Origin of the sequence: Gluconobacter sp. P5B12 (assembly GCF_018812035.1) — a bacterium.
In the GTDB taxonomy this organism is placed as follows: Bacteria; Pseudomonadota; Alphaproteobacteria; order Acetobacterales; family Acetobacteraceae; genus Gluconobacter.
This window is the reverse complement of sequence record NZ_JACRVV010000005.1, coordinates 1-18,085: the sequence shown is the minus strand read 5'-3', so window position 1 is coordinate 18,085 and position 18,085 is coordinate 1. Positions and strand designations below refer to the sequence as shown.

The 18,085-nt window shown below is 56.9% G+C and carries 19 protein-coding genes; 7 read left to right on the top strand and 12 right to left on the bottom strand.

All coding sequences use genetic code 11. The features are described 5' to 3' along the window. The first annotated feature begins 201 nt into the window (after positions 1 to 201). Entirely contained in the window at positions 202 to 666 is a 465-nt protein-coding gene (locus KP702_RS09840) for a helix-turn-helix transcriptional regulator (RefSeq protein WP_215768842.1), read from the top strand. Positions 667 to 717: 51 nt separating this feature from the next. On the opposite strand, the gene KP702_RS09835 is transcribed toward KP702_RS09840, so the two are convergent. The 3 genes from KP702_RS09835 to KP702_RS09825 form a co-directional block, all read right to left on the bottom strand. Further along, positions 718 to 1,437, bottom strand: coding sequence for a hypothetical protein (locus KP702_RS09835; RefSeq protein ID WP_215768841.1), 720 nt, complete (start codon positions 1,435 to 1,437; stop codon positions 718 to 720). Further along, entirely contained in the window at positions 1,434 to 2,252 is an 819-nt protein-coding gene (locus tag KP702_RS09830; RefSeq protein WP_215768840.1) for an AAA family ATPase, read from the bottom strand. Before KP702_RS09830 ends, KP702_RS09835 begins: the two co-directional genes overlap by 4 nt. Positions 2,253 to 2,442: 190 nt before the next feature. Beyond that, complete coding sequence (locus tag KP702_RS09825) at positions 2,443 to 2,922, bottom strand: hypothetical protein (RefSeq protein ID WP_215768839.1); 480 nt, start codon at positions 2,920 to 2,922, stop codon at positions 2,443 to 2,445. A 639-nt stretch (positions 2,923 to 3,561) separates the two neighbouring features. Here KP702_RS09825 and KP702_RS09820 point away from each other — a divergent pair. The 3 genes from KP702_RS09820 to KP702_RS09810 all read left to right on the top strand — a co-directional run bounded on the left by KP702_RS09820 (position 3,562) and on the right by KP702_RS09810 (position 5,339). Further along, on the top strand, positions 3,562 to 4,206 hold the full coding sequence (locus KP702_RS09820; protein WP_215768838.1) for a hypothetical protein: 645 nt from the start codon (positions 3,562 to 3,564) through the stop codon (positions 4,204 to 4,206). Continuing rightward, positions 4,203 to 4,898: a hypothetical protein gene (locus KP702_RS09815; protein ID WP_215768837.1), complete on the top strand. Its 696-nt coding sequence runs from the start codon at positions 4,203 to 4,205 to the stop codon at positions 4,896 to 4,898. The genes KP702_RS09820 and KP702_RS09815 overlap by 4 nt, the downstream gene beginning before the upstream one ends. 207 nt (positions 4,899 to 5,105) lie before the next feature. Beyond that, entirely contained in the window at positions 5,106 to 5,339 is a 234-nt protein-coding gene (locus KP702_RS09810) for a hypothetical protein (RefSeq protein ID WP_211569094.1), read from the top strand. 86 nt (positions 5,340 to 5,425) lie between these two features. Here KP702_RS09810 and KP702_RS09805 read toward each other — a convergent pair whose 3' ends face one another. From KP702_RS09805 to KP702_RS09790, 4 genes are all read right to left on the bottom strand, one after another. Further along, positions 5,426 to 8,953 carry a Hint domain-containing protein gene (locus tag KP702_RS09805; RefSeq protein WP_252348654.1) on the bottom strand — a complete coding sequence of 1,176 codons (3,528 nt, stop codon included), beginning with the start codon at positions 8,951 to 8,953 and terminating at the stop codon, positions 5,426 to 5,428. 89 nt (positions 8,954 to 9,042) lie between these two features. After that, complete coding sequence (locus KP702_RS09800; RefSeq protein WP_215768835.1) at positions 9,043 to 9,366, bottom strand: hypothetical protein; 324 nt, start codon at positions 9,364 to 9,366, stop codon at positions 9,043 to 9,045. A gap of 176 nt (positions 9,367 to 9,542) precedes the next feature. Next, entirely contained in the window at positions 9,543 to 10,082 is a 540-nt protein-coding gene (locus KP702_RS09795) for a hypothetical protein (RefSeq protein WP_215768834.1), read from the bottom strand. A gap of 242 nt (positions 10,083 to 10,324) precedes the next feature. Further along, the gene (locus KP702_RS09790; protein ID WP_234931101.1) at positions 10,325 to 11,011 is read right to left on the bottom strand and encodes a LexA family transcriptional regulator; all 687 of its coding nucleotides are present in this window, start codon (positions 11,009 to 11,011) and stop codon (positions 10,325 to 10,327) included. 157 nt (positions 11,012 to 11,168) lie between these two features. On the opposite strand from KP702_RS09790, the gene KP702_RS09785 reads away from it, so the two are divergent. Further along, positions 11,169 to 11,420 carry a hypothetical protein gene (locus KP702_RS09785; RefSeq protein WP_015074028.1) on the top strand — a complete coding sequence of 84 codons (252 nt, stop codon included), beginning with the start codon at positions 11,169 to 11,171 and terminating at the stop codon, positions 11,418 to 11,420. Between the two features lie 134 nt (positions 11,421 to 11,554). On the opposite strand, the gene KP702_RS09780 is transcribed toward KP702_RS09785, so the two are convergent. Genes KP702_RS09780 through KP702_RS09765 form a run of 4 tightly spaced genes read right to left on the bottom strand, consistent with a single transcriptional unit; the run spans position 11,555 to position 16,123 of the window. After that, positions 11,555 to 12,949 carry a TolC family protein gene (locus KP702_RS09780; RefSeq protein WP_373687842.1) on the bottom strand — a complete coding sequence of 465 codons (1,395 nt, stop codon included), beginning with the start codon at positions 12,947 to 12,949 and terminating at the stop codon, positions 11,555 to 11,557. Beyond that, positions 12,946 to 13,842 carry an HlyD family secretion protein gene (locus KP702_RS09775; RefSeq protein ID WP_215768833.1) on the bottom strand — a complete coding sequence of 299 codons (897 nt, stop codon included), beginning with the start codon at positions 13,840 to 13,842 and terminating at the stop codon, positions 12,946 to 12,948. Before KP702_RS09775 ends, KP702_RS09780 begins: the two co-directional genes overlap by 4 nt. Further along, on the bottom strand, positions 13,839 to 14,054 hold the full coding sequence (locus KP702_RS09770) for a DUF1656 domain-containing protein (protein WP_015075069.1): 216 nt from the start codon (positions 14,052 to 14,054) through the stop codon (positions 13,839 to 13,841). The genes KP702_RS09775 and KP702_RS09770 overlap by 4 nt, the downstream gene beginning before the upstream one ends. Then, complete coding sequence (locus tag KP702_RS09765; protein WP_252348653.1) at positions 14,051 to 16,123, bottom strand: FUSC family protein; 2,073 nt, start codon at positions 16,121 to 16,123, stop codon at positions 14,051 to 14,053. The genes KP702_RS09770 and KP702_RS09765 overlap by 4 nt, the downstream gene beginning before the upstream one ends. A 76-nt stretch (positions 16,124 to 16,199) precedes the next feature. Here KP702_RS09765 and KP702_RS09760 point away from each other — a divergent pair, with 76 nt between their 5' ends. Beyond that, a complete protein-coding gene (locus KP702_RS09760) occupies positions 16,200 to 17,003 on the top strand; it encodes a helix-turn-helix domain-containing protein (protein WP_215768832.1) in 804 nt (267 codons plus the stop codon). Between the two features lie 237 nt (positions 17,004 to 17,240). After that, a complete protein-coding gene (locus KP702_RS09755; protein WP_211569102.1) occupies positions 17,241 to 17,615 on the top strand; it encodes a VOC family protein in 375 nt (124 codons plus the stop codon). An 86-nt stretch (positions 17,616 to 17,701) separates the two neighbouring features. Here KP702_RS09755 and KP702_RS16180 read toward each other — a convergent pair. Next, positions 17,702 to 18,085, bottom strand: a 384-nt coding sequence (locus KP702_RS16180) for a VOC family protein (RefSeq protein WP_252348652.1), incomplete at its 5' end; no start/stop codon positions are given.

Sequence of the window (18,085 nt, the reverse complement as noted above, 5' to 3'; positions counted from 1 at the left end):
TATACACATAGATCATATTTATTTATTTTTTGTTTGTGCAAGAAAAAAAATCTCTGTTCGATATACCGTACAAAGCGTAGAAAAAATCAAAGGGAATTCCCTAGGAGTTTTTCTCTCTTTTTTTTGAGGAGGATGATCTGCCGTATGCGGAAAAGTATATCGGGCCCTGAAACAACGATTCTAACACCGGCTGACTGCCGGGTGGCTCGAGCGATTCTCCGATGGTCCCAGGCCGAACTCGCAGAGCGGAGTGACGTTCTCCGCGTTACGATCGCCCGCCTTGAACAATCCAGCGTATTGCCAGAAGAGAGAACACTCGAAATGCTTCGCAGGGTTTTTGAGACTGCCGGCCTCGTTTTTTGCACAGATGCCCGGGGAAATCGCAGCGTTGTCGATTGGACGCGCTGGGTCGTCCTGATCTCAGCTCCGCACCTCTCCCTTGAAGTCGGCAGCAAGATCTCTCTGCTGCAAGATCATGATGGCACGCTGAAATGTGCGGACCTTACCCGGGGGGCACTAATACAAGCCGCAGAGCCGCCGCGTTACGGCCAATGGACCTATAACTACGGCCAGGTTGGGGATCAGGGAATTGTAACGCTAATAAAGTCGCAGGAGGATAAGCGACGCGGCAGTGTCAGCGAGGTCACCTATCGTCTATTGCCGTGAGCGAGTAGACTCTGGCGGTGCCTTCACATCGGGGCACCGCCAAGGGCCTCTTCAGTCATTGTTTCTTGTCCTTGTAGCGGGCGTGGGGGCATCAATATAGATTTTTGGTCGACAAAAACGTCTAAGGGATGAAGCTTCCATAGCTATCGTTTTGTTACATATTGTTATAAATTCTTGACCGTTCAAAATATTGTCTTTGGTGACAATTTTTGCCGCTCTGATTTCTTCTGGGTGCGCGGACAAATAGGCCTCCAGTTCTGCAAGTTCCACGTTATGTTGATGCGACAACTGTTCTTTCTGTGCCAAAGCCGCGTCTTTGAACTGTAACTGACTTTGTAAATGATAATGATCCAAGACCATCACTATTCCAAGAATAATCACCAACCACAGGAGTGGGCGCTGCCAATCACGTAAAAAACGCCAGAAAAGCGCAACAACGTCGTCGAGCAAACCAGGTGGCGGCGCTTCACTCGCAATTTTTTTTGGGTTTTCCTGAGCCGGTTCTGACGGTGAGGCTATCTGTTTGCGAGCCCGCTCAATACAAGCGACCATCAACTGGTGATGCCCTGATATGTGGCTTTCGTGCGCATCCAGCCGAGCATCAAAGTCTTCGACCAGTCTGCCAATTTCAATCAACATCTGCGTAATAGGCTCCCCCTGTCGAAAGCCTGCCTGCAAAATACTCTTTTCATATGCACTGGACGTATTTTGCAGGAATTGTTGCTCCCTCGATTTCAGTCCACGCGCCTGCCGCACATTTTGCGTTGTCATGACAGGAGACCTCCTGACACGGGGAGCCAGGGAAGCCAGTCTGAGAATTTGGAGAACTGGGCTTCCAGGTCCTCCAACCACATTCCCAATTCTGCCCTATCGAATGGCGACAACGCAGGTGGCCTACAGTTGCTGACATTATCTCGGCCCGCATATGCCTCATAAAACATAAGCCGATAACGATCGATCTGATGAGCACACGGCAGATCAGGCATTGCTACGAGTTTTGCTCCGCGACTTATAGCTCCGCAAAATATTTCATGAGGCTCAATAGTTTGCTCGAAAGCTGCAGTTACTGATAAGCGCTGGGGCTTTACATGCGCATTCAGAACCAAAATTGTAGCTTCAGGCGCCAATAATTCCCCGTCTTCGAAATATTTCATGAAGGCGAGATAATCAGGGTCCGCGCCAAAATGATGAACCATGACCGGACGAATGTTATAAGATTCAAAGAAGCGCACAAGTCTGACGCGCCTGGCTAGGGCTTTTAGAATGAGGTCACCACCGCCAAAATCGACGATCAGATGATGACGTCTTGCCGTCTGCTCATCAATAGCCTTCTGCAGGAAGTTCATCACGTCGTTATCGTCAGCGCTTGGTGGCCGATCTGTGTGTTCAGGAAAGAAGGCGCTGAACGTTGCATTTGTGCGGTCCAGATCAAGGATCCGGAAATCAGTTTCCTGCTGGATGGCCCATTCTGCATGAAGACGCGCGAGTGTCGTTTTGCCCGTGCCTCCTCTTCCGTTAAAAAAGACGATTGTGGGGTGTGTCAGGTTTGCACTGGGGAGCGCCTGAATCTGGGTTGTCTCTATCATGTCCTTATCCTCGATATTGAGAACAGGAACAGCAAAGACACTTATTTTATAATAATTAAATAAAATTATCTTCTTAGGATCACTGGTTTTTAAAGTTTTTAGTTAAATTACTCAGAGATAACATATCTCCATAAAGCTCTATGATGCTCCATGATACTTTTAGAGGCATAGAATTGATCTGAAATTCATTTCAATCACTTTTTCGTGTACCACGTGGATTGAGAATATCCGGCATCGGTGTGTCCCGTTTTTTGAGAATCTCTAAAGCCCCTGTCATATCCCCCGGCTGCCTTTTGCGAGGACTTGATAAAGGCCGCTGCGGGGCGGGTGCCAGAGATTCAGGCGAGTGGGGCTGAGTGTTGACCCGCGACAATGCTTTCGCGTGATCCTTTTGATGACTGAGGGCCTTGTTTGCGCCCGCGCGTCTGGACCGTACGCGCAACCAGGCTTTACGGGCCGTATGGACTGTCGGCGGATTGCCACGTCGATCGACAAGATGCTGCCCCTTGAAAACCTCAAGCCAGAGAGGCCAGTTGACCCGTCGGCCTGCAAGACGATCCACCAGTTCATCATGATGATGGTCCAGCCACTCCGTCAGGTAGTGACGATCCAGACGTTGCTGTGCCTGTTCAAACAGCAACGTTAGAGACGGTTGCTCTGACCCGGTCATGGCTGACTCCCTAAAAAACCATCATCTTATTGATGTACCCAGCTCGTGGACTAGCACATAACGGGGATCAGGAGACGAGAAAATAGTGCCTTGAAAACGAGTAATCCATGAGACGATTGGAAGACGAGATAGACCCAAAAGCGAGACAAAATAGACCTGAATTACGGACAAAAACGTGACATATTCTTGTTCGATGAGCCTTTTCTAACGCCCAAAAACAGCTCCAAAACCCTAAAAACCAAGCATTTACAATGCACTTTCGAAACAAATAAGGCACGATACCGCAAATTTTGTGCAGGCACAGAAATTTGGGAGTATGCCTCACGCGTGAGGCATGCCAGCCAGGGGGCGAAAACAGTCTAACAATTTGAGAAATGGATATATTATTTATATCTATGCACGCGCTGGCGTTGCCATCGCGACACTGTTTCCGTGTCGGTGCATCACTGCTTTTTCAGGATGTCGTCGGCTTTCAGTCAGCTGTAAAGAGGACCAAGAAGAGTTTGGCATGAGGTGAGGTCCATTGACCTCTCTCCCCATCAAGCAGCTTGCAGCCGGATGTCTCAGCATGGCGCCCTGATCAGGGTTTGAGCCGCGTCTGCGTCAGGGGGAGTTTCTCACGCCCAGGATTACTCTCGTATGGCCACGTTAAGTGTTCATTCCTACTCGCCCAGAAAGCGATCGGTCTCATCATCCTATCATGCCACCGAAGCCGACCTGCGTCTCTATCGACGCCTGACACTGGATCTCGGTGTCCCCCCGAATTCCGAAATGCTGCGCTATGTCGGACCGCAAGCCGACCACCTCGTGTTCATCGGCGAGAGCGGGACATCGGAGTGGGCGCGTTTCCTCCGCAAAGTCTATACGCGTTGGCCCGACCTCCCGGTCGGTGGTCCTGTCGCAGAAGACGGCACGGTGCTGGACTCTCTGCCCGAGCGTCTGGCGTATGAGCAATTGCGTCCGCTCATGGTACGGGGCCTTCAACTCGACCTGCATCAGCCGATCAGCCCGGAAGACGGAGACTATCGCGCTGATCTGACAATCCGCTTCAAGCGCTCTGCGGCCTATCTCGAAGTGGTGGGCGCGTGTGGCTCTGACCGCATTGTCCGAAACCCTCTGGAAGAAGAATGGCTCGACCGGCTGGATCGCCGCCTGGACTTCTATGCGGAACTCGGCATTGAGCCGATGTGCCTCTATCTGGACCATCTGATGGATCTGGACGGACTGCAGCAGGAGTATCGCAGGGTAATCGAGTCTCTTCGCCGCGGGGAGGCACGGTCATGAGCGGGGTGTCCCTTCCTGCAGCTTTTTGTCGCCGTGCAGAACGGCCGGCGTCTCTGCCGCGCTGGCCCATGGGCCGGATCCGCATCGTCGATATCGTCCCCTGTGAAGCAGGTCCCCTGGTGGCCGGGCGTGACGTGATCGTGGCGTCACGGGATGGCTTTTTTGAAAGCGTTGATGAGACTTCTGCGCTGAGTTGGTGGTGTGCCCAGATCCGGATCGCCCGGTGCAGACTTGAGCAGACTCTGGATGATCAGGGGAGGCCAGCACTGGTTGTCAGCGACGAAGCCTTCCAGTCCGTCATGCCACCGGATGTCCCACCGCCCTTGGTTATGGCGGCCTATCATGTGGCCTTTGTGAAGCGGCTGCTGGGAGGGGTGTGCGACAGCCCGCCGCATTGGCTCTGTCTCTACCGAAACGCGCGTCTGCTGTGTCCGGAGCGGGAGAGTTATGGGCTGGCCAATCTTGCCAGCGATATCCTGCCTCGGGAGATGGAGACGTTTTTCTCGACGCATGAGTTCGCCCGGCTCTGGGCCGTGCAGACCTTGGCCACGGATCTCCTGCATCGGTGCCGTCCCAACATGATGGTCGCAGTGTCAGCGGCCATTGTCCCACCGCCCGAACGCGTTGGCTGTCTGGGGGATGTGGTGCAATACGACGATATGGACGGATTGTTCTTCCACGACTTTGACTAAGCCTATCGACGTCTTGGCCTGCGCATCAGCTGTGTGCAGGCTTTTACGTTTTCCGTGTCTCAAATGTCCCTGAAAGTCCGGTCGGTCTTTTCGGGCCATGGGACCAAATTTCCCCATCAGGACAAAGACGGTGCGTGGTTCCCAGATCGTTTCTGACGCTCTGCGGACGCCAAACCCTTCTGGATGGGGGCTGTAAGGAAAGACATCATGACACCCTCTGGATCATCCGGGCAGACATCATTCTCAGCCGGTTTCAATCATGTGGTTGAGGCGCAGCTGCTGGTGCGGCAGGTGGTTTTGCCGTGCGTCAAACGCGCAATGGACGAGGTGTATCAGGAGGATGACACCCTCAGTCATCCACTCGAGGGCCTCACGCTTGTTCTGGAAGATACGCTGCTGCGCCTTGAGCGTGCCGTCAGCTGTTTTCAAAATCGTTTCTGAGGACAGGCAGGCGCTCCGGGAGGAGCGCCTGCCTGTGTCTTTTTCTGCAGGGAGAGAGCGTCGTCTCCATCAGGAGAGAAGCGCGACTAGCCTGCGGATTGTCTCCGGGCCGCAGGCGTCACCGCAGAGCGCAAGCGCTCATCGACGCAGCTTTCAGTGTAATGATCCTGAATATAGGCCTTGCCGTAACGCGCCGCTGCGGCATGAAGCCTGCGTGTTTTATGCAGCTGGATGATGCGTGCCGCGATATCCGCTCCAGTGTCCGCGATGAGTCCAGACAAGGCCTCCGGAAGATCAAGACCCTCAGCGGCTATGGGCGTCATGATGCACGGCACACCGGCTGCGAGACTGTCCAGAACCTTGCCTTTGACACCCGCACCATAGCGCAGAGGGGCGACGGTCAGCCGTACGCGATCAAGCACGTCTGCCAGATCGGGAACAGCGCCGATGACCTCAACATTCGGTCCAGCAGCCAGACGCGTGATGCGGTCTGGCATCTCCGCTCCGGCAATCACGCAGGAGATGTGGGGAGCGGTTTCCCAGACCAGGGGGAGGATGGTTTCGACCAGCCAGATGGCTGCATCGATATTTGGAGCATGCGCAAAATTTCCGATGAACGCGATGCCGTGACGGTGGTAAAAACCTGGCACGCATCCCCGTGTCGGAACGTCCCAGGGCACTTGATGAACATTGACGCCTGACAGGTCGCGGCGCAGGAGCGTGGCTTCGACGCTGGAATGCGTCAGCACGGCATCAGCCTGACGGACGGCCGAATATTCCGCTGCCCGGACACGCAACGCCCGGGCGTAAAGCTCGGGCCTGTCTTCGTGGATGGCCTGTCGGCTGAGACGCAGGTGATGAAGATCCGCAACGCCGTAGAGGACATGGGCCCGTCTCTGATAACGGCGGACAAGGGGCAGGTACGCGGTGGCGATCTCCTGGCGATGAAGATACACGACGTCAAAACTGTCAGCCTGCCGGCGTAGAACGTCTTCGACGGATGAGACGAACGGAGGGCCAAGAACAGTGATGTCAGACGCCAGAGACTGGGCCTGTTGTGCGGAGCCATCCGCACTGACGAGCGAGACCGCATAACCCAGTCGGATCAGGGCACGCATGTGAGACAGGATGGCCACCGAACCGGCATCCCGATGTTGATCAGGAATACGGCTGTCAATGATCAGGGCGCGTAGAACAGGCAACTCGGCTGTGATCAGACCACGGCGTGCTTTGAGGTTTGTCAGTTCGATCCGCGCGCGACCGGACTCACGTTCGGCCTGGGCCTGCTTCAGTGTTTCTGTCTGTGCGAGCAGAAAGGACAGAATATTGGCCTGCGTCTGGGTATCTTCGGCCGAGGCCACCGCCTGACGGAGCAGCTGTGCCACGGCGGGATCAAACCGGTTCGCTGCTTCGATCACGACGGGTGAGGACAGGCGATAGCCGTCGGTTTCACGGCGCACTTCGAGAGTATGACGGCGATGAGGAGGGAGCGGGGGACTGAACAGCACGTCAAAGCCGCAGAACTCTGAAGCCTGCCCCGTCTGGACAACATCCGGACGTCTGGCATTCGCGACGGTGCGAGAGGCAAGCTGACCATTCACGATGATCTGGATGGCCACCGGTGTGGCCAGATCATCCGGAGTGCAGATCCAGCCGGAGATCCTGTCGCGTGAGGCGATATCGATCCAGCCTCGAGGCGGCAACGCCTCTGACGATAGTGTGGGGACCTCCTGCTGGAGATCCAGGATCCAGGGCGTATGGCCCAGCCTTGCTTGACTGCCCACGGGCTGTATGTCGAGGACATGGCGTTCGTTCGGGGAGAAGCCACCGGGTATGGTGATGCTGAACCCACAGGGGCCACCGACATCGGGGCGAGGCTGATCCGCAATAATCTCCGCAAGTGTGATCCCGTTATCGGTGAGGCGCAGCCGCACGGGAGTATCTGACAGGGGATTGCGCGCCCAGCCTGTCAGCCCTGTTCGTGTGACCGTATCGAGATAGCCCTCAATGGGACCATGATCCGTGTTCGGAAGCGTTTTCAGTCCTGCATGGGCGTTCAGGCGGGAGCGGATCTCCTCCAGAGGCTGCCCTTCTTCCAGGCGTGGGGCGCAGTACTGGGGCAGGGACTGTGCAGCGTCCGGATACAGAGCCTGATACTCGGCGGCATTGTAGAACATGACGCGGGAGCCATCATCGATGAAGCTTTCTGACGGCGCACCTTCCGCAAGAAGGACGTCATGGCTGTCCAGTTCGATATGGAAATAACTGACCTCGTCCATGGCCTGCGCCTGAAGAATGCTCACGCCGTTGACGAGAAGAACGGCCGGGATCAACGTGCCTTCGAGAAACATCGCATGAAGCGGTGAGACGGACAGATCCCGTCTTGGCAGGCCGTTCCCCAGACTTCCTGACTTGAAGACCACAGGCAGAACGTCACGATTGCCTGACGCAAACCGGCCGGAATAAGACCGTCGGCCGATCCAGCGGACAGGGCGGAGGGCGCCAGACGCGGTTCGGACGAGATCACCGATGTTCAGGTCTTCAACAGAGGTCTCACCGTCTGCCGTTGAAATCAGCGTGCCACGGCCGTAGCAGGGCGTTCCGTCTTCAAGGGTGATGAGGGTGCCTTCATTATTGTCCCCTGAGATCGTCAGGGAGGCATGGTCATAATCGCCTGTCAGTTCAATCTTTGTCGTCAGGGCTCCGGACGTGAGGGTGAGAATATCCCCCGAGAGAGACGCAGAAACATCTGCGTTTTCAACGTCAATCGCGCCGCCATTCTCGATCGTTATGCCTTTCAGTGTCGTCTCTTCTGGAAGGCCGGCAGCCTCCGTCTGTCCAGACAGGACCAGCCAGCCTCCGTTAGCGACAGTGACATCGGTCGCAGAGGCCCCATCACCGATAATCGCCGAACCTCCCGCCTCGATCGTCCCGCCGGAGAGGGTGCCTCCCGTGAGGGCCGCAACGGCTCCGCCTGACTGGATGTCCGCATCCGTGAGAACGCCCTCTGGGAGTAAAATGGCGTGCGCGCCGGAGCTCAGGACGGCTCCGCTTACGGGCTGATCCGTGGTGGACATACCGGAGACGGTAACGGGGTTGGTTGATGAAAAGAAGAAAATGCCTTTCGAAACAACGTGCCCGCCCGGGGCAAGCATTGTGTCCGTGACCGTTCCTCCCGGGGTGATAACCAGAGTTCCTCCGTCCTGAATGTCGGTTGCACTGGCTGTCCCATCAGATGCGACAGTCTCGAAAGCGCCAGAGGAGAGAATGCTGCCGGTTGTGATCCCCGCGCTGACGACACTGAGGAGGGCACCGCTTTGCACATGTACGGACGAGGCAACACCGTTCTCGCTGATCACGGCCTCGGCGTCTGCGTCGATTGTGCCTCCGGAGACGATGGCTGATGCTGCGTCGGTTCCGCCTGCTGCAAAAAGGAAGCCGCCTGCGCTTACAACGGTCCCAAGGGCCCGCCCGCCTGCCATGACATATTCGTTGCCACCAGGCTCCAGTTCAAGATCCGAGGTGCTGGCCCCGGAACCGACATAGACGCTGTCACCATCACCGATCGTGACAGTGTTCAAAGACTGACCTGAGGACAGAAAGGTATCGGACATGGAGAGCAACCTTGCATCTGGGGCGTGAAGGCGTCGTGTTTCAGGGGAGGGATGTGATCAGACGTCGTCCGATGCGGTTCAGCGCCGGATTATTGATGGACGAGGACAGGTGTGCAGTGGGGGGCTGACATTTTGGGTGGCTCTGTAAGCAGGCCTGGCGTCATCAGCGCAGAGCAGGAAAAGACACGCCCACGCACTGTTGTGGCTGTATAGGACAGCTGCTGCCCGCCCAGTCCGTCGGGGCTGGTGGCCTGAACATTGCTGATCGTCAGTTCATCGGAAGAGGCCAGTCCGATCATCTGTGCTGTTGCCGCCTGCAGCGGCACGATCGCGTCATTGGGCTGCATCTGTGTGCAGCCTGCCATCATCAGCAAACCTGACAGTGCGAGGGGATATTTTGAGGGTGTCTTCATGATCGTGTGTTCCTTTACTTATGTCCGAACAGAAATGAGGGAAATCATTTCGAAATCAGACCATTTGGCTGTGTAGGTGCGTTCAGGCAGCAGGCCCTGGGAAGGAGCCAGCTCTGCCAATCCTTGTGTCTGGAAATTCGGGGTTTTTGAGATCTGACGGGTCGAAAAGCGTCAGGTCAGATGTCAGGGCCTTCGGGCGGCGACGTCTCCGCCTGATCCTGCGAGATCGCCTGCACCTGTTCGTTCTCGAGATGCGTGGCCCGCCAGAGCAGGGCCGGGGCGATCAGGAGAAACACAGCACCGATGGCGGGCGTGAAATAAAGCTGGAAGGTCGAAAAGAAGAAGAAAAATCCGCTTGTGGTCGTCTGGACGGATTGCAGGAAGATGTAGATCCTGACCAGGCAAAACAGGGACAGCGCATAGCAGGCGCGGTCGCAGTACTGACGCGGGACATTGAAGCTTGCCCGCATCCGGCTGAGGGTGGATGCTGCGAAGGCGGCAATCGTGATCCAGAGCAGGAAGCCAAGAACATGAAAGCCGCTGAAGCCAATCTGCTGATAGGACGCCATATCGCGTTCGACATGGCGGTGAGCACAGGGCAGAAGTCCGGCCAGAATGACACAGATCACGGAGGCGATCAGGAGCTCTTCAGGCCGTCGTGCAAAGAGCACAAGCCGCTCTTTGATCTTCTCGAAGTCGATATCTTTCTGGTCCATGACGCTCTCCGAAACAGACGTTCCACATGCTCTCGTGAAATAGCGAAAGGGCAGGCGGAGCGTTACAGCTCGGTCAGCGGGCAGGGGAGAGAGAGGATAACGATCATGGCAGCCTCCTGAGATACCCGATAGGGTGGTGAATCTCAGGCCATAATAGGCGACGAATCGTCTTAGTCAATGATTATTCGTATATAGAATGGCGCGATAAATCGCACAAAGCGTTTATGTCTGCCTGGGCAAGCCTAACTGACCAGCGGTCCGCCTGACCAGATCACTTCCCCCAGAAGTGTCAGGGCCTGCGCTTCGTCTGGTGAGAGATCCTGCGGGGGGTAGCGATCATGATCGGCGAGTGCGCGGATCCCGCCGCCCAGGCGTCGTTCAAGGCGACGGATGAGGATGTTGCCCTCGACCCGTAAGGCAAAGACAGCGCCGCCCTGAACGTTGATGCTGGACGTATCGATCATGGCGAGGTCGCCCTCGCGCAGGGTGGGTGTCATGGCGTCGCCTGTCACGCTGATCAGTCTTAATCCGGTCGTCTCACGTCCGACGGTTGTTTCAAGCCAGGCTTTGCTGACGCGCAGACCCTCATCGCGATCATCGATCCAGGGGATGACAGTCTGGTGGCCACCACGCGTCGGGGATTCAGAGGAGCCTGCTGCATGAGGCGCTGTGATGGGGGCATCCCCAACGCCGAAAGCAAGCCAGTCCAGGGAGACGCCGCAAACCCGGGCGAGGGAGGCGACAGCGGACAGCTTCATCTCGCTACCGCCCATATAATCCCGCAGGGTCGTATAGGGGACGCCTGCGGCCTTGGCTGCGTGGGTGATGCCGATGCTTTGGGCGGCTTGACGCAGGCGCTCGCCGCGCTCGCGGAGGAGGGTGAGTTGGTCATCCATGAGGGGGCGCTTTCGGGGACGTGATCGGGCCATGCAGACATCCTGAAACAGAGATGGCTGTATTTAGGCGAAAATACGCTTGAATATATAGTCGAATAAACGTATATTTCTGCATCAAACGGTGACGCGGAGCCTCGTAGGTCATCGCGGGATGCTCGCATATCCCGACTGTTCTGTCCAAGGGGTTTTCATGACCGACGATGCGCATGGCCTGTCCCTGTCCTCTCACCGGGACCCTCGACTGGAAGAGTTGCACGCAGGGTTGCATGAGGTGGTGCGACTGGTGGAACTCGAGCATTATCTGCTTCGAGGGCGGCTTGATGGTCTGAAGGCCGAGAGTGAGGCGGCCCATATTCTGGAAGGCGTCATTGTTCTGGGCGCTGTGCTCAATCAGAAGCTCGCGCATCTTCTGGGGATATGCCGGGAGGTCGGGCGGTTGTGAGGCTTGCGCTACGAGAGCAAAGATTCGTCGGGGAACGGTCTGTCCGCTTCCAGCGCAGGAATGCTCAGAAGAAGACATCGATTGTCCTCAACGGGAGCTCTAAACGCGGCACATAATGTCCAGACAGACCACTATCACTCCCAACCACCACCGAGCGCCTGGAACAGATCAATCTGCCGATCGACAAGCTCGATCCGAGCGGATGACAGGTGTGCCTGCGCGTCGGCGTAATTTGCCTGCGCGTTAAGGACATCGAGGAATGGCGTGCGGCCGAAGCGTTGCAGTGTTTCGGCATCGGCGCTCGCCTTGCCGGCGGAATTCGCCGCCCGCTCCAGGTCTCCCAGACGCTTACGTGTTTGCATGTAGACAGACAGGGCGGTCTCAGTCTGTTTTAATGCGAGTAGAATCGTTCCATCAAACGTGCCAAGCGCAGCACGGGCCTCTGCGCCGACTTGCGCAATACGCGCGTTTGCCAATACCCGGTTAGGGAACGACCATGAGACCAATGGACCGACGCTCAAACCGAACGACGAGAACGTCAAGGCATGCGTTATCGACGTGGTACTCCCCACCGAGCCGCCAAGGCTGACCTGGGGATAGAGATCGGCTACGGCGACGCCGATGCCGGCCGTCGCTGCTGCGAAAAGGCGTTCTGCCTTTCTGATGTCTGGGCGACGCCTCAATAGCGCGGCTCCGTCGCCAACCGGCAGCGGCAGGGCAAGCGACGGAATAGTAGTGCATGCCTCCAGATCGCGCGGATAGTCCGATGGAATGCGCCCCATGATAGCTGCCAATGCGAATAACGCTGTTTTCTGATCAGCGAGGATGTCTGGAATGGCTGCTTCGCTGGCGAATGTTGCCGTTCGCGCGCGTTCACTATCAAAGCGCGTGCCGCGCCCCTCGCTGGCCATACGCAACGCGACATCAAGTGTCGCGCGTTGCACTGCAACAACGTGTCTCGCGGCGGCCAGCGCTACGCCATCAGCACAAACGCGAGCATAATTGCGCGTGACAGTGGCAGCTACGATCACACGTACCTGGTCGCGTGCTGCCTGCGCCGCCTCTGACTGGTCGTGAGCCTCTTCGATTGCGCGACGGATGCCCCCCGCCAGATCGAGAGGATAACTGACGTTCATACCCAACGCGTAGCTGAAAGGCGCTGGTAGAAACCGGGTCGGACCTCCGATCCGCGAGCCAGTAGTTTGCCCACTGAGATCCGTGGTTACAGTGTGTGCTGCCTCTGCTTCGCGTACAAGCGCGTCAACTCTCCCGAGATTGGCCTCTGCGATGCGAAGATCAGTGTTTGTAGCCAGTGCCTCGGCAACGAAAGCGTCGAGCCGGGCATCCTCGTAGAGATGCCACCAATGCGGTGGCAGGGGCGCCGGGACCACGCCATCGTTCCTGCCGCCAAGGAGCGCTTGCGTCACTCCAGGACGATTGGCAATGGCCACGTCGGGAACGCGATAATCCGGCCCAGCAACGCAGCCCGTCATCAGAAGCGCCATACATAGGGCAAAAACAGATCTCACAGGTGCCTCCCAACCACGCTCAAGGGGGTAGAGGGCAGGATTTCCACCGTCGCTGTTCGTCCTGCAATTAGCTTCGTGCCCGCTGGTACGCGGTCTATGTGCAGACGGACAGGAATGCGTTGAGCGAGCCGCACCCATGAGAATGTTGGCGCGACTTTGGGCAGAAGATTTCCGGTGTTGTCGCGCTGGTCGTCGGCGATTGCGGCGGCAATACTCTCGACATGACCGACGATATCGGCATCGTCTCCCATCAGATGGATGCGCGCGCGATCGCCGATGGAGACACTGCGCAGTTTGGTTTCTTCGAAATATCCTTCCACGCGCAACGTCTCGGCGTCCACCAGTGCCATGGCTTGGACGCCAACGGCCAGATAATCACCAGGATGAAGGTCGAGATTGGTGACGGTGCCCCCGACTGTTGCGCGGATTTCACTGCGCTGCATATCGATCTGGGCCACGTCCCGGTCAGCGAGTGCGCGCGTCAGCGCTGCCTCTGCCGTCCGGACCTTTGCGATGTTCTGCTCGTGAGCCTCCGTCGCGACGAGATCGCGTAAGGCCAAGTCGCGTCGTTCCTCCTTGCGCGCCAGATCGAGTTGCGCCCTTGCCTCCGTTATGGCGGCTTCTGCACGTCCGAGCGCCGCGGCCCGACGCGGTCGATCAAGGACGATCAGGAGTTGTCCAGGGCGCACCACCTGATTGTCATGGACCAGAACCTGAGTGATGAGACCGCCAATATCGGTCGAAACCCGTACGACGTCAGTCCGTACGTGGCCATCACGGGTCCAGGGCGTGTGCTGATTGCGTTCCCACAGATGAAGCGCGACGGCAGCGGCGATGACGACGAGCCCAAGCGTCAAGGCATGGCGCCCCAGAAAGGTGAGCAGGAATTTCATGGGAGGGATCCGATGGTGGAGAGACCCTGCGCGAGCAGGCTGAACAGAATGGTGAAGACGGCAAGTTCGACGAGCGGCCGGATAGAAAACACTCTCCACGCGCCGAGGACGGTGAGCAGACGTAGCAACGCAACGGTGGTTACCAAGGCGATGAAGGCGCCTCCCAACAAGCCGGGAACAAAGACGCCACTGATGCAGAGGTCCGGAATCATGCTCTGGCCTCGCTGTTTTGGACGGAAGAAAGCGCGAAACGCAGGTCGATGAGTGGATCAAGCAGGTGACGGTGCGCGCCCGTTCCGACGACAATGCGTGCGATCAGCTCTTCAACCTGCGTATTCAGTTCGTCGACCGATGGTGAACCTCTGTCGAAATGGTGCGCGAGATCGAGCAGCAGTACCTGGATGGCACTGAGGGGCTCACTTTCCAACTGGTCGAATTGCTCGCGAAGACGGCTCACTGCGTGACCGATGCGAAGGTCACGCACGATCATGTCGATCGTCTCCGTTGTCGGCCGCGCCGAAAGACTTAGACGGGGTCGCAGCAGGGCGATGCGATCGATTGTCAGATTGGTCCAGACGGCTTTGGTGGAAACCCTGCTTCGGACGCGATAGGCCGCGTCTCGGCGGCCGAGCCGCAGCAACCGGTTGATCGCGGTATCTGGGGAGACGGTCTGGAACAACGTCATAGTTGCCGCTCCGAAACCAACTCCCATCAACAGAGCGATGCTACTATTGATGGCTTCAGCGAAGTCTCCGCCATAAACAGGACCCAACCCGACGAGGATCGGGACAGTCAGCGTGATGCCGAGCGCCATGAAGGCGGTCGACGGCCGAGCCTGCAACGATCCTCCGAATAGAAGCGCCGGTGCGAGGACCGCGATCAACACCGAGAACTCGAAGACACGCGGCAGGACGATAAAGCTGTAGATCAGGCTGATCGCGATACCATAGACCGAGCCAAGCATGTATTTTCGGACATACGGCACCGGTGCGTCCACATTGCCGAACAGGGCACACGTGACACCCAATACCGATACGGCCAGCCCTCCATCGGGCCACGCAGACCAAATCCAAAAAAAGCAACCGAGGAGGATTCCCAAAGCGGCACCCAGACCTGCCCGCGCCGCCATCATCGGATCGCGATGGAAGATATAGCCCGTCGTTTTCTCCGCGCCCTGAAATGACTCTGTTGCACACTCTACTGCGCTGGCTTCGGCGCCGAGCCGTTCGATATCATGAAGGAGACCGACGAGCTCGGCGAGATGACGGGCTATGTTGGCGACAAGGCCATTGATCAAGGTGGCGTCATCGGCATGGTCGAGCGAACGGGCATTCTGGAACAATCTGTGCGCTTCTGTTCCGCGATCATTCGGCGTGTCCAGACTGATCCATCTGCGAACTCTGTATAAAAGCTGCGCTAGCTCCTCAGGCATTCCAGGCGCATGAATAAGGGAAATCCGTTCCTCAACATCGGCAAGGAGCAACAACAGGTGAGCCAGACGATCATGTAAAGCGCGCAACGTTGGGCCGCGTAGACGTGTTGTAACCGGATCATAAGGAAGATGCGTCGCCAGTCCTCGGAGCGCAAGCATATCCAGAGCCATTCGGTAGCGATCATCGCGACATGAGCTTTCCGAGACATTGTTCAATACATCGCAGGCCAGTCTTCGGGCATCATGCAGCGTCGCTGCCAGCTTGGCCTGAAACTGGCCGGTCATCGGCCGGGGGACCACATAGCGATGGATCACCACTGCACACAAAATGCCCAGTGCGATCTCCTGTACGCGCACGATGGCGGTGTCGAAGACTGCGCCAGGCGCCGCAACTGCAGGAAAGCCGATCAGGCTGGTGGTGTATCCGGATAGCACGAAGGCATAAGAGCGCGGCGTGCGGTCGAGTAGCGACAGAAACAGACCGAGACCGATCCATCCTGCGAGCACCGCACTGCACACCACTGGCTCGTTGGCGAAGGTCGGAACGATTGTGACGGTCGCGAGCGCCCCGGCCAGAGTGCCCATCAGACGGTAGAGACCACGACTGAGCGAGGCGCCCCCCGTGGGTTGCGACACGAGATAAACGGTGACGATCGCCCAGGAAGGGCGCGGCAATCCAATGCGAAGCGCTATGAAATAAGCCAGCATCGCGGCAGCGAAACTCTTGGCGGAAAAGAGCAGTGCTTCACCGTCCGCCCTGAGGGTTGGGTTACGAAGCAGGGCGATGAGTTGCGGCAGAATCAACGCGGGTCTGATCCACCCGTCCTGCCAGAAGGGCCTGAATGTCATGCCTTGTTGATAATAAGTTGCAACAACAGGGTAAATTAGGTATCCAGACAATCAATCCCTGAAAGCTGCCAATCCGATGCCGTACCGCTCCTCAGCTATCGCTTCCGTGGACCCGGACACCTCAGATGCAACCGCAATCGCCCACAGGCTCGATTTTGCTGATCATGCATCCGAAGTGCCGACGCACATCCATCGAAAAGGACAGCTGATTCTGGCATCTTATGGCGCCGTTACCTGCACCGCCGCTCAAAATGTATGGATCGTTCCCCCGAACTGCGGAATCTGGATTCCGGGCGGGGTGCCGCATAGTGCCCGGGCGACTGCGAACGCCCGGGTCGATTATCTCTTCGTTGAAAGTGGTGCGAGTAGCCTTCCCGATAATTGCTGTGCGCTGGAGATCACGTTGATGATCCGGACGATGATTGATCGTCTGGCTGCTGAGTCGAAAGATTATCCTCCGGATAGTCATGCCGCCCGGCTGGCGCGCGTCATGCTCGATGAATTGGCCGAGATGCCACGACAGGGTCTTAACCTGCCCGTATCAGAGCATACCAAAATTCGTGCCATTGCTGACGCGCTGGCCGCCAGGCCATCAGATCGCAGTACAGTAGCCGACTGGGCACAACGTGTTGCGATGAGCGAACGATCTCTGGCCAGACTGATGGTTCAGGAAACCGGGTTGACATTTGGTCGGTGGCGACAACAGCTTCATCTTGTCGTCGCGCTCCGTGAACTGGCGAGCGGCACGAGCGTGCAGCGGGTCGCGGCCATGCTCGGTTATGAGTCCGTCAATGCGTTTATTACGATGTTTCGAAAGGCTGTTGGCAGTACGCCCTCGCGGTATTTGCCTAGTGCAAACGGTCGCGAGCACTTTTCCTGATCGCAGGAGAACTGAATTTTGATCAGGTTACCAGTCATATTTTGGATTTACCCAAACAAAGACTGCACTTACCAACCAAAACCATGAAGGCTTTTTTTTAAGTCAAAAAACAGGCCTCAAAAAGTCCCATTGATAGTTCCTCGATCCTGTCACCCAGAAATGGCACATCCATCTATTAAGGATGCTTTGGCGGACTGATATCGGATATTCTGTTATTTTCAGTTCAGGAGTAGAGTCATGTTCACCCACGTGATGATTGGCAGCAATGACCTCGAACGGGCGAGAGCTTTCTATGACGCAACATTTGCCGCCTTAGGGGGCGTCCCTGGCGAAATGGATTCCAGAGGTCGTCTCATCTACAGACACAATGGGGGACGGTTGATGATCACAACGCCAATAAACGGAGAGCCCGCGACGGCTGCCAATGGCGGGACCATTGGCATTGCCGCCGCCAGTCCCAGCCATGTTGTTGCGTGGCATGACGCCGGTATCGCCCATGGCGGAACCAGCATAGAAAGCCCGCCCATTGAGCGCCCAAACGGAGCATTCGTTGCTTACCTTCGCGATCCAGATGGAAACAAGCTTACGGCTCGTACCCAGCCCACCACCTAGTTCACTGACCGTTAGGGTTAAGGGGCGTATAATCCGTATCGTTGATGAAGCTCGGCCAATTACTCAGCTGCTCATGGCGGGCATTATTATGAGTTTTTCTGATATGGTTCTTCGGGGCGAACCGGCGTTAATGTCGTCACTTCGATGAAATAACCACCCTTCGTTCGAAAGTAGAAGGACCACGCGCCATGTGCGTTGCATGGAGCCTTCACCTCCCAGCCATCGGCGCTTAGGCGCTCATAGAGAGCATCGACGTCCTCGCGAGACTTCTGGATGAAACCAATGTGCAGGACGTCGAATTGCCTGGGGTAATCAAAGCCTTCGAGCTTGTTATCGAAATGATTGACGATCAGAACCAGCCCATCATTGTCCTGCATGATGGCCATTTTGATCCCACGCACAACGAGAGTGCGCAGGCCGAAATACTGTTCGAACATTACGCGATCAGCCTCAGTATCGTGGCTGTAGAG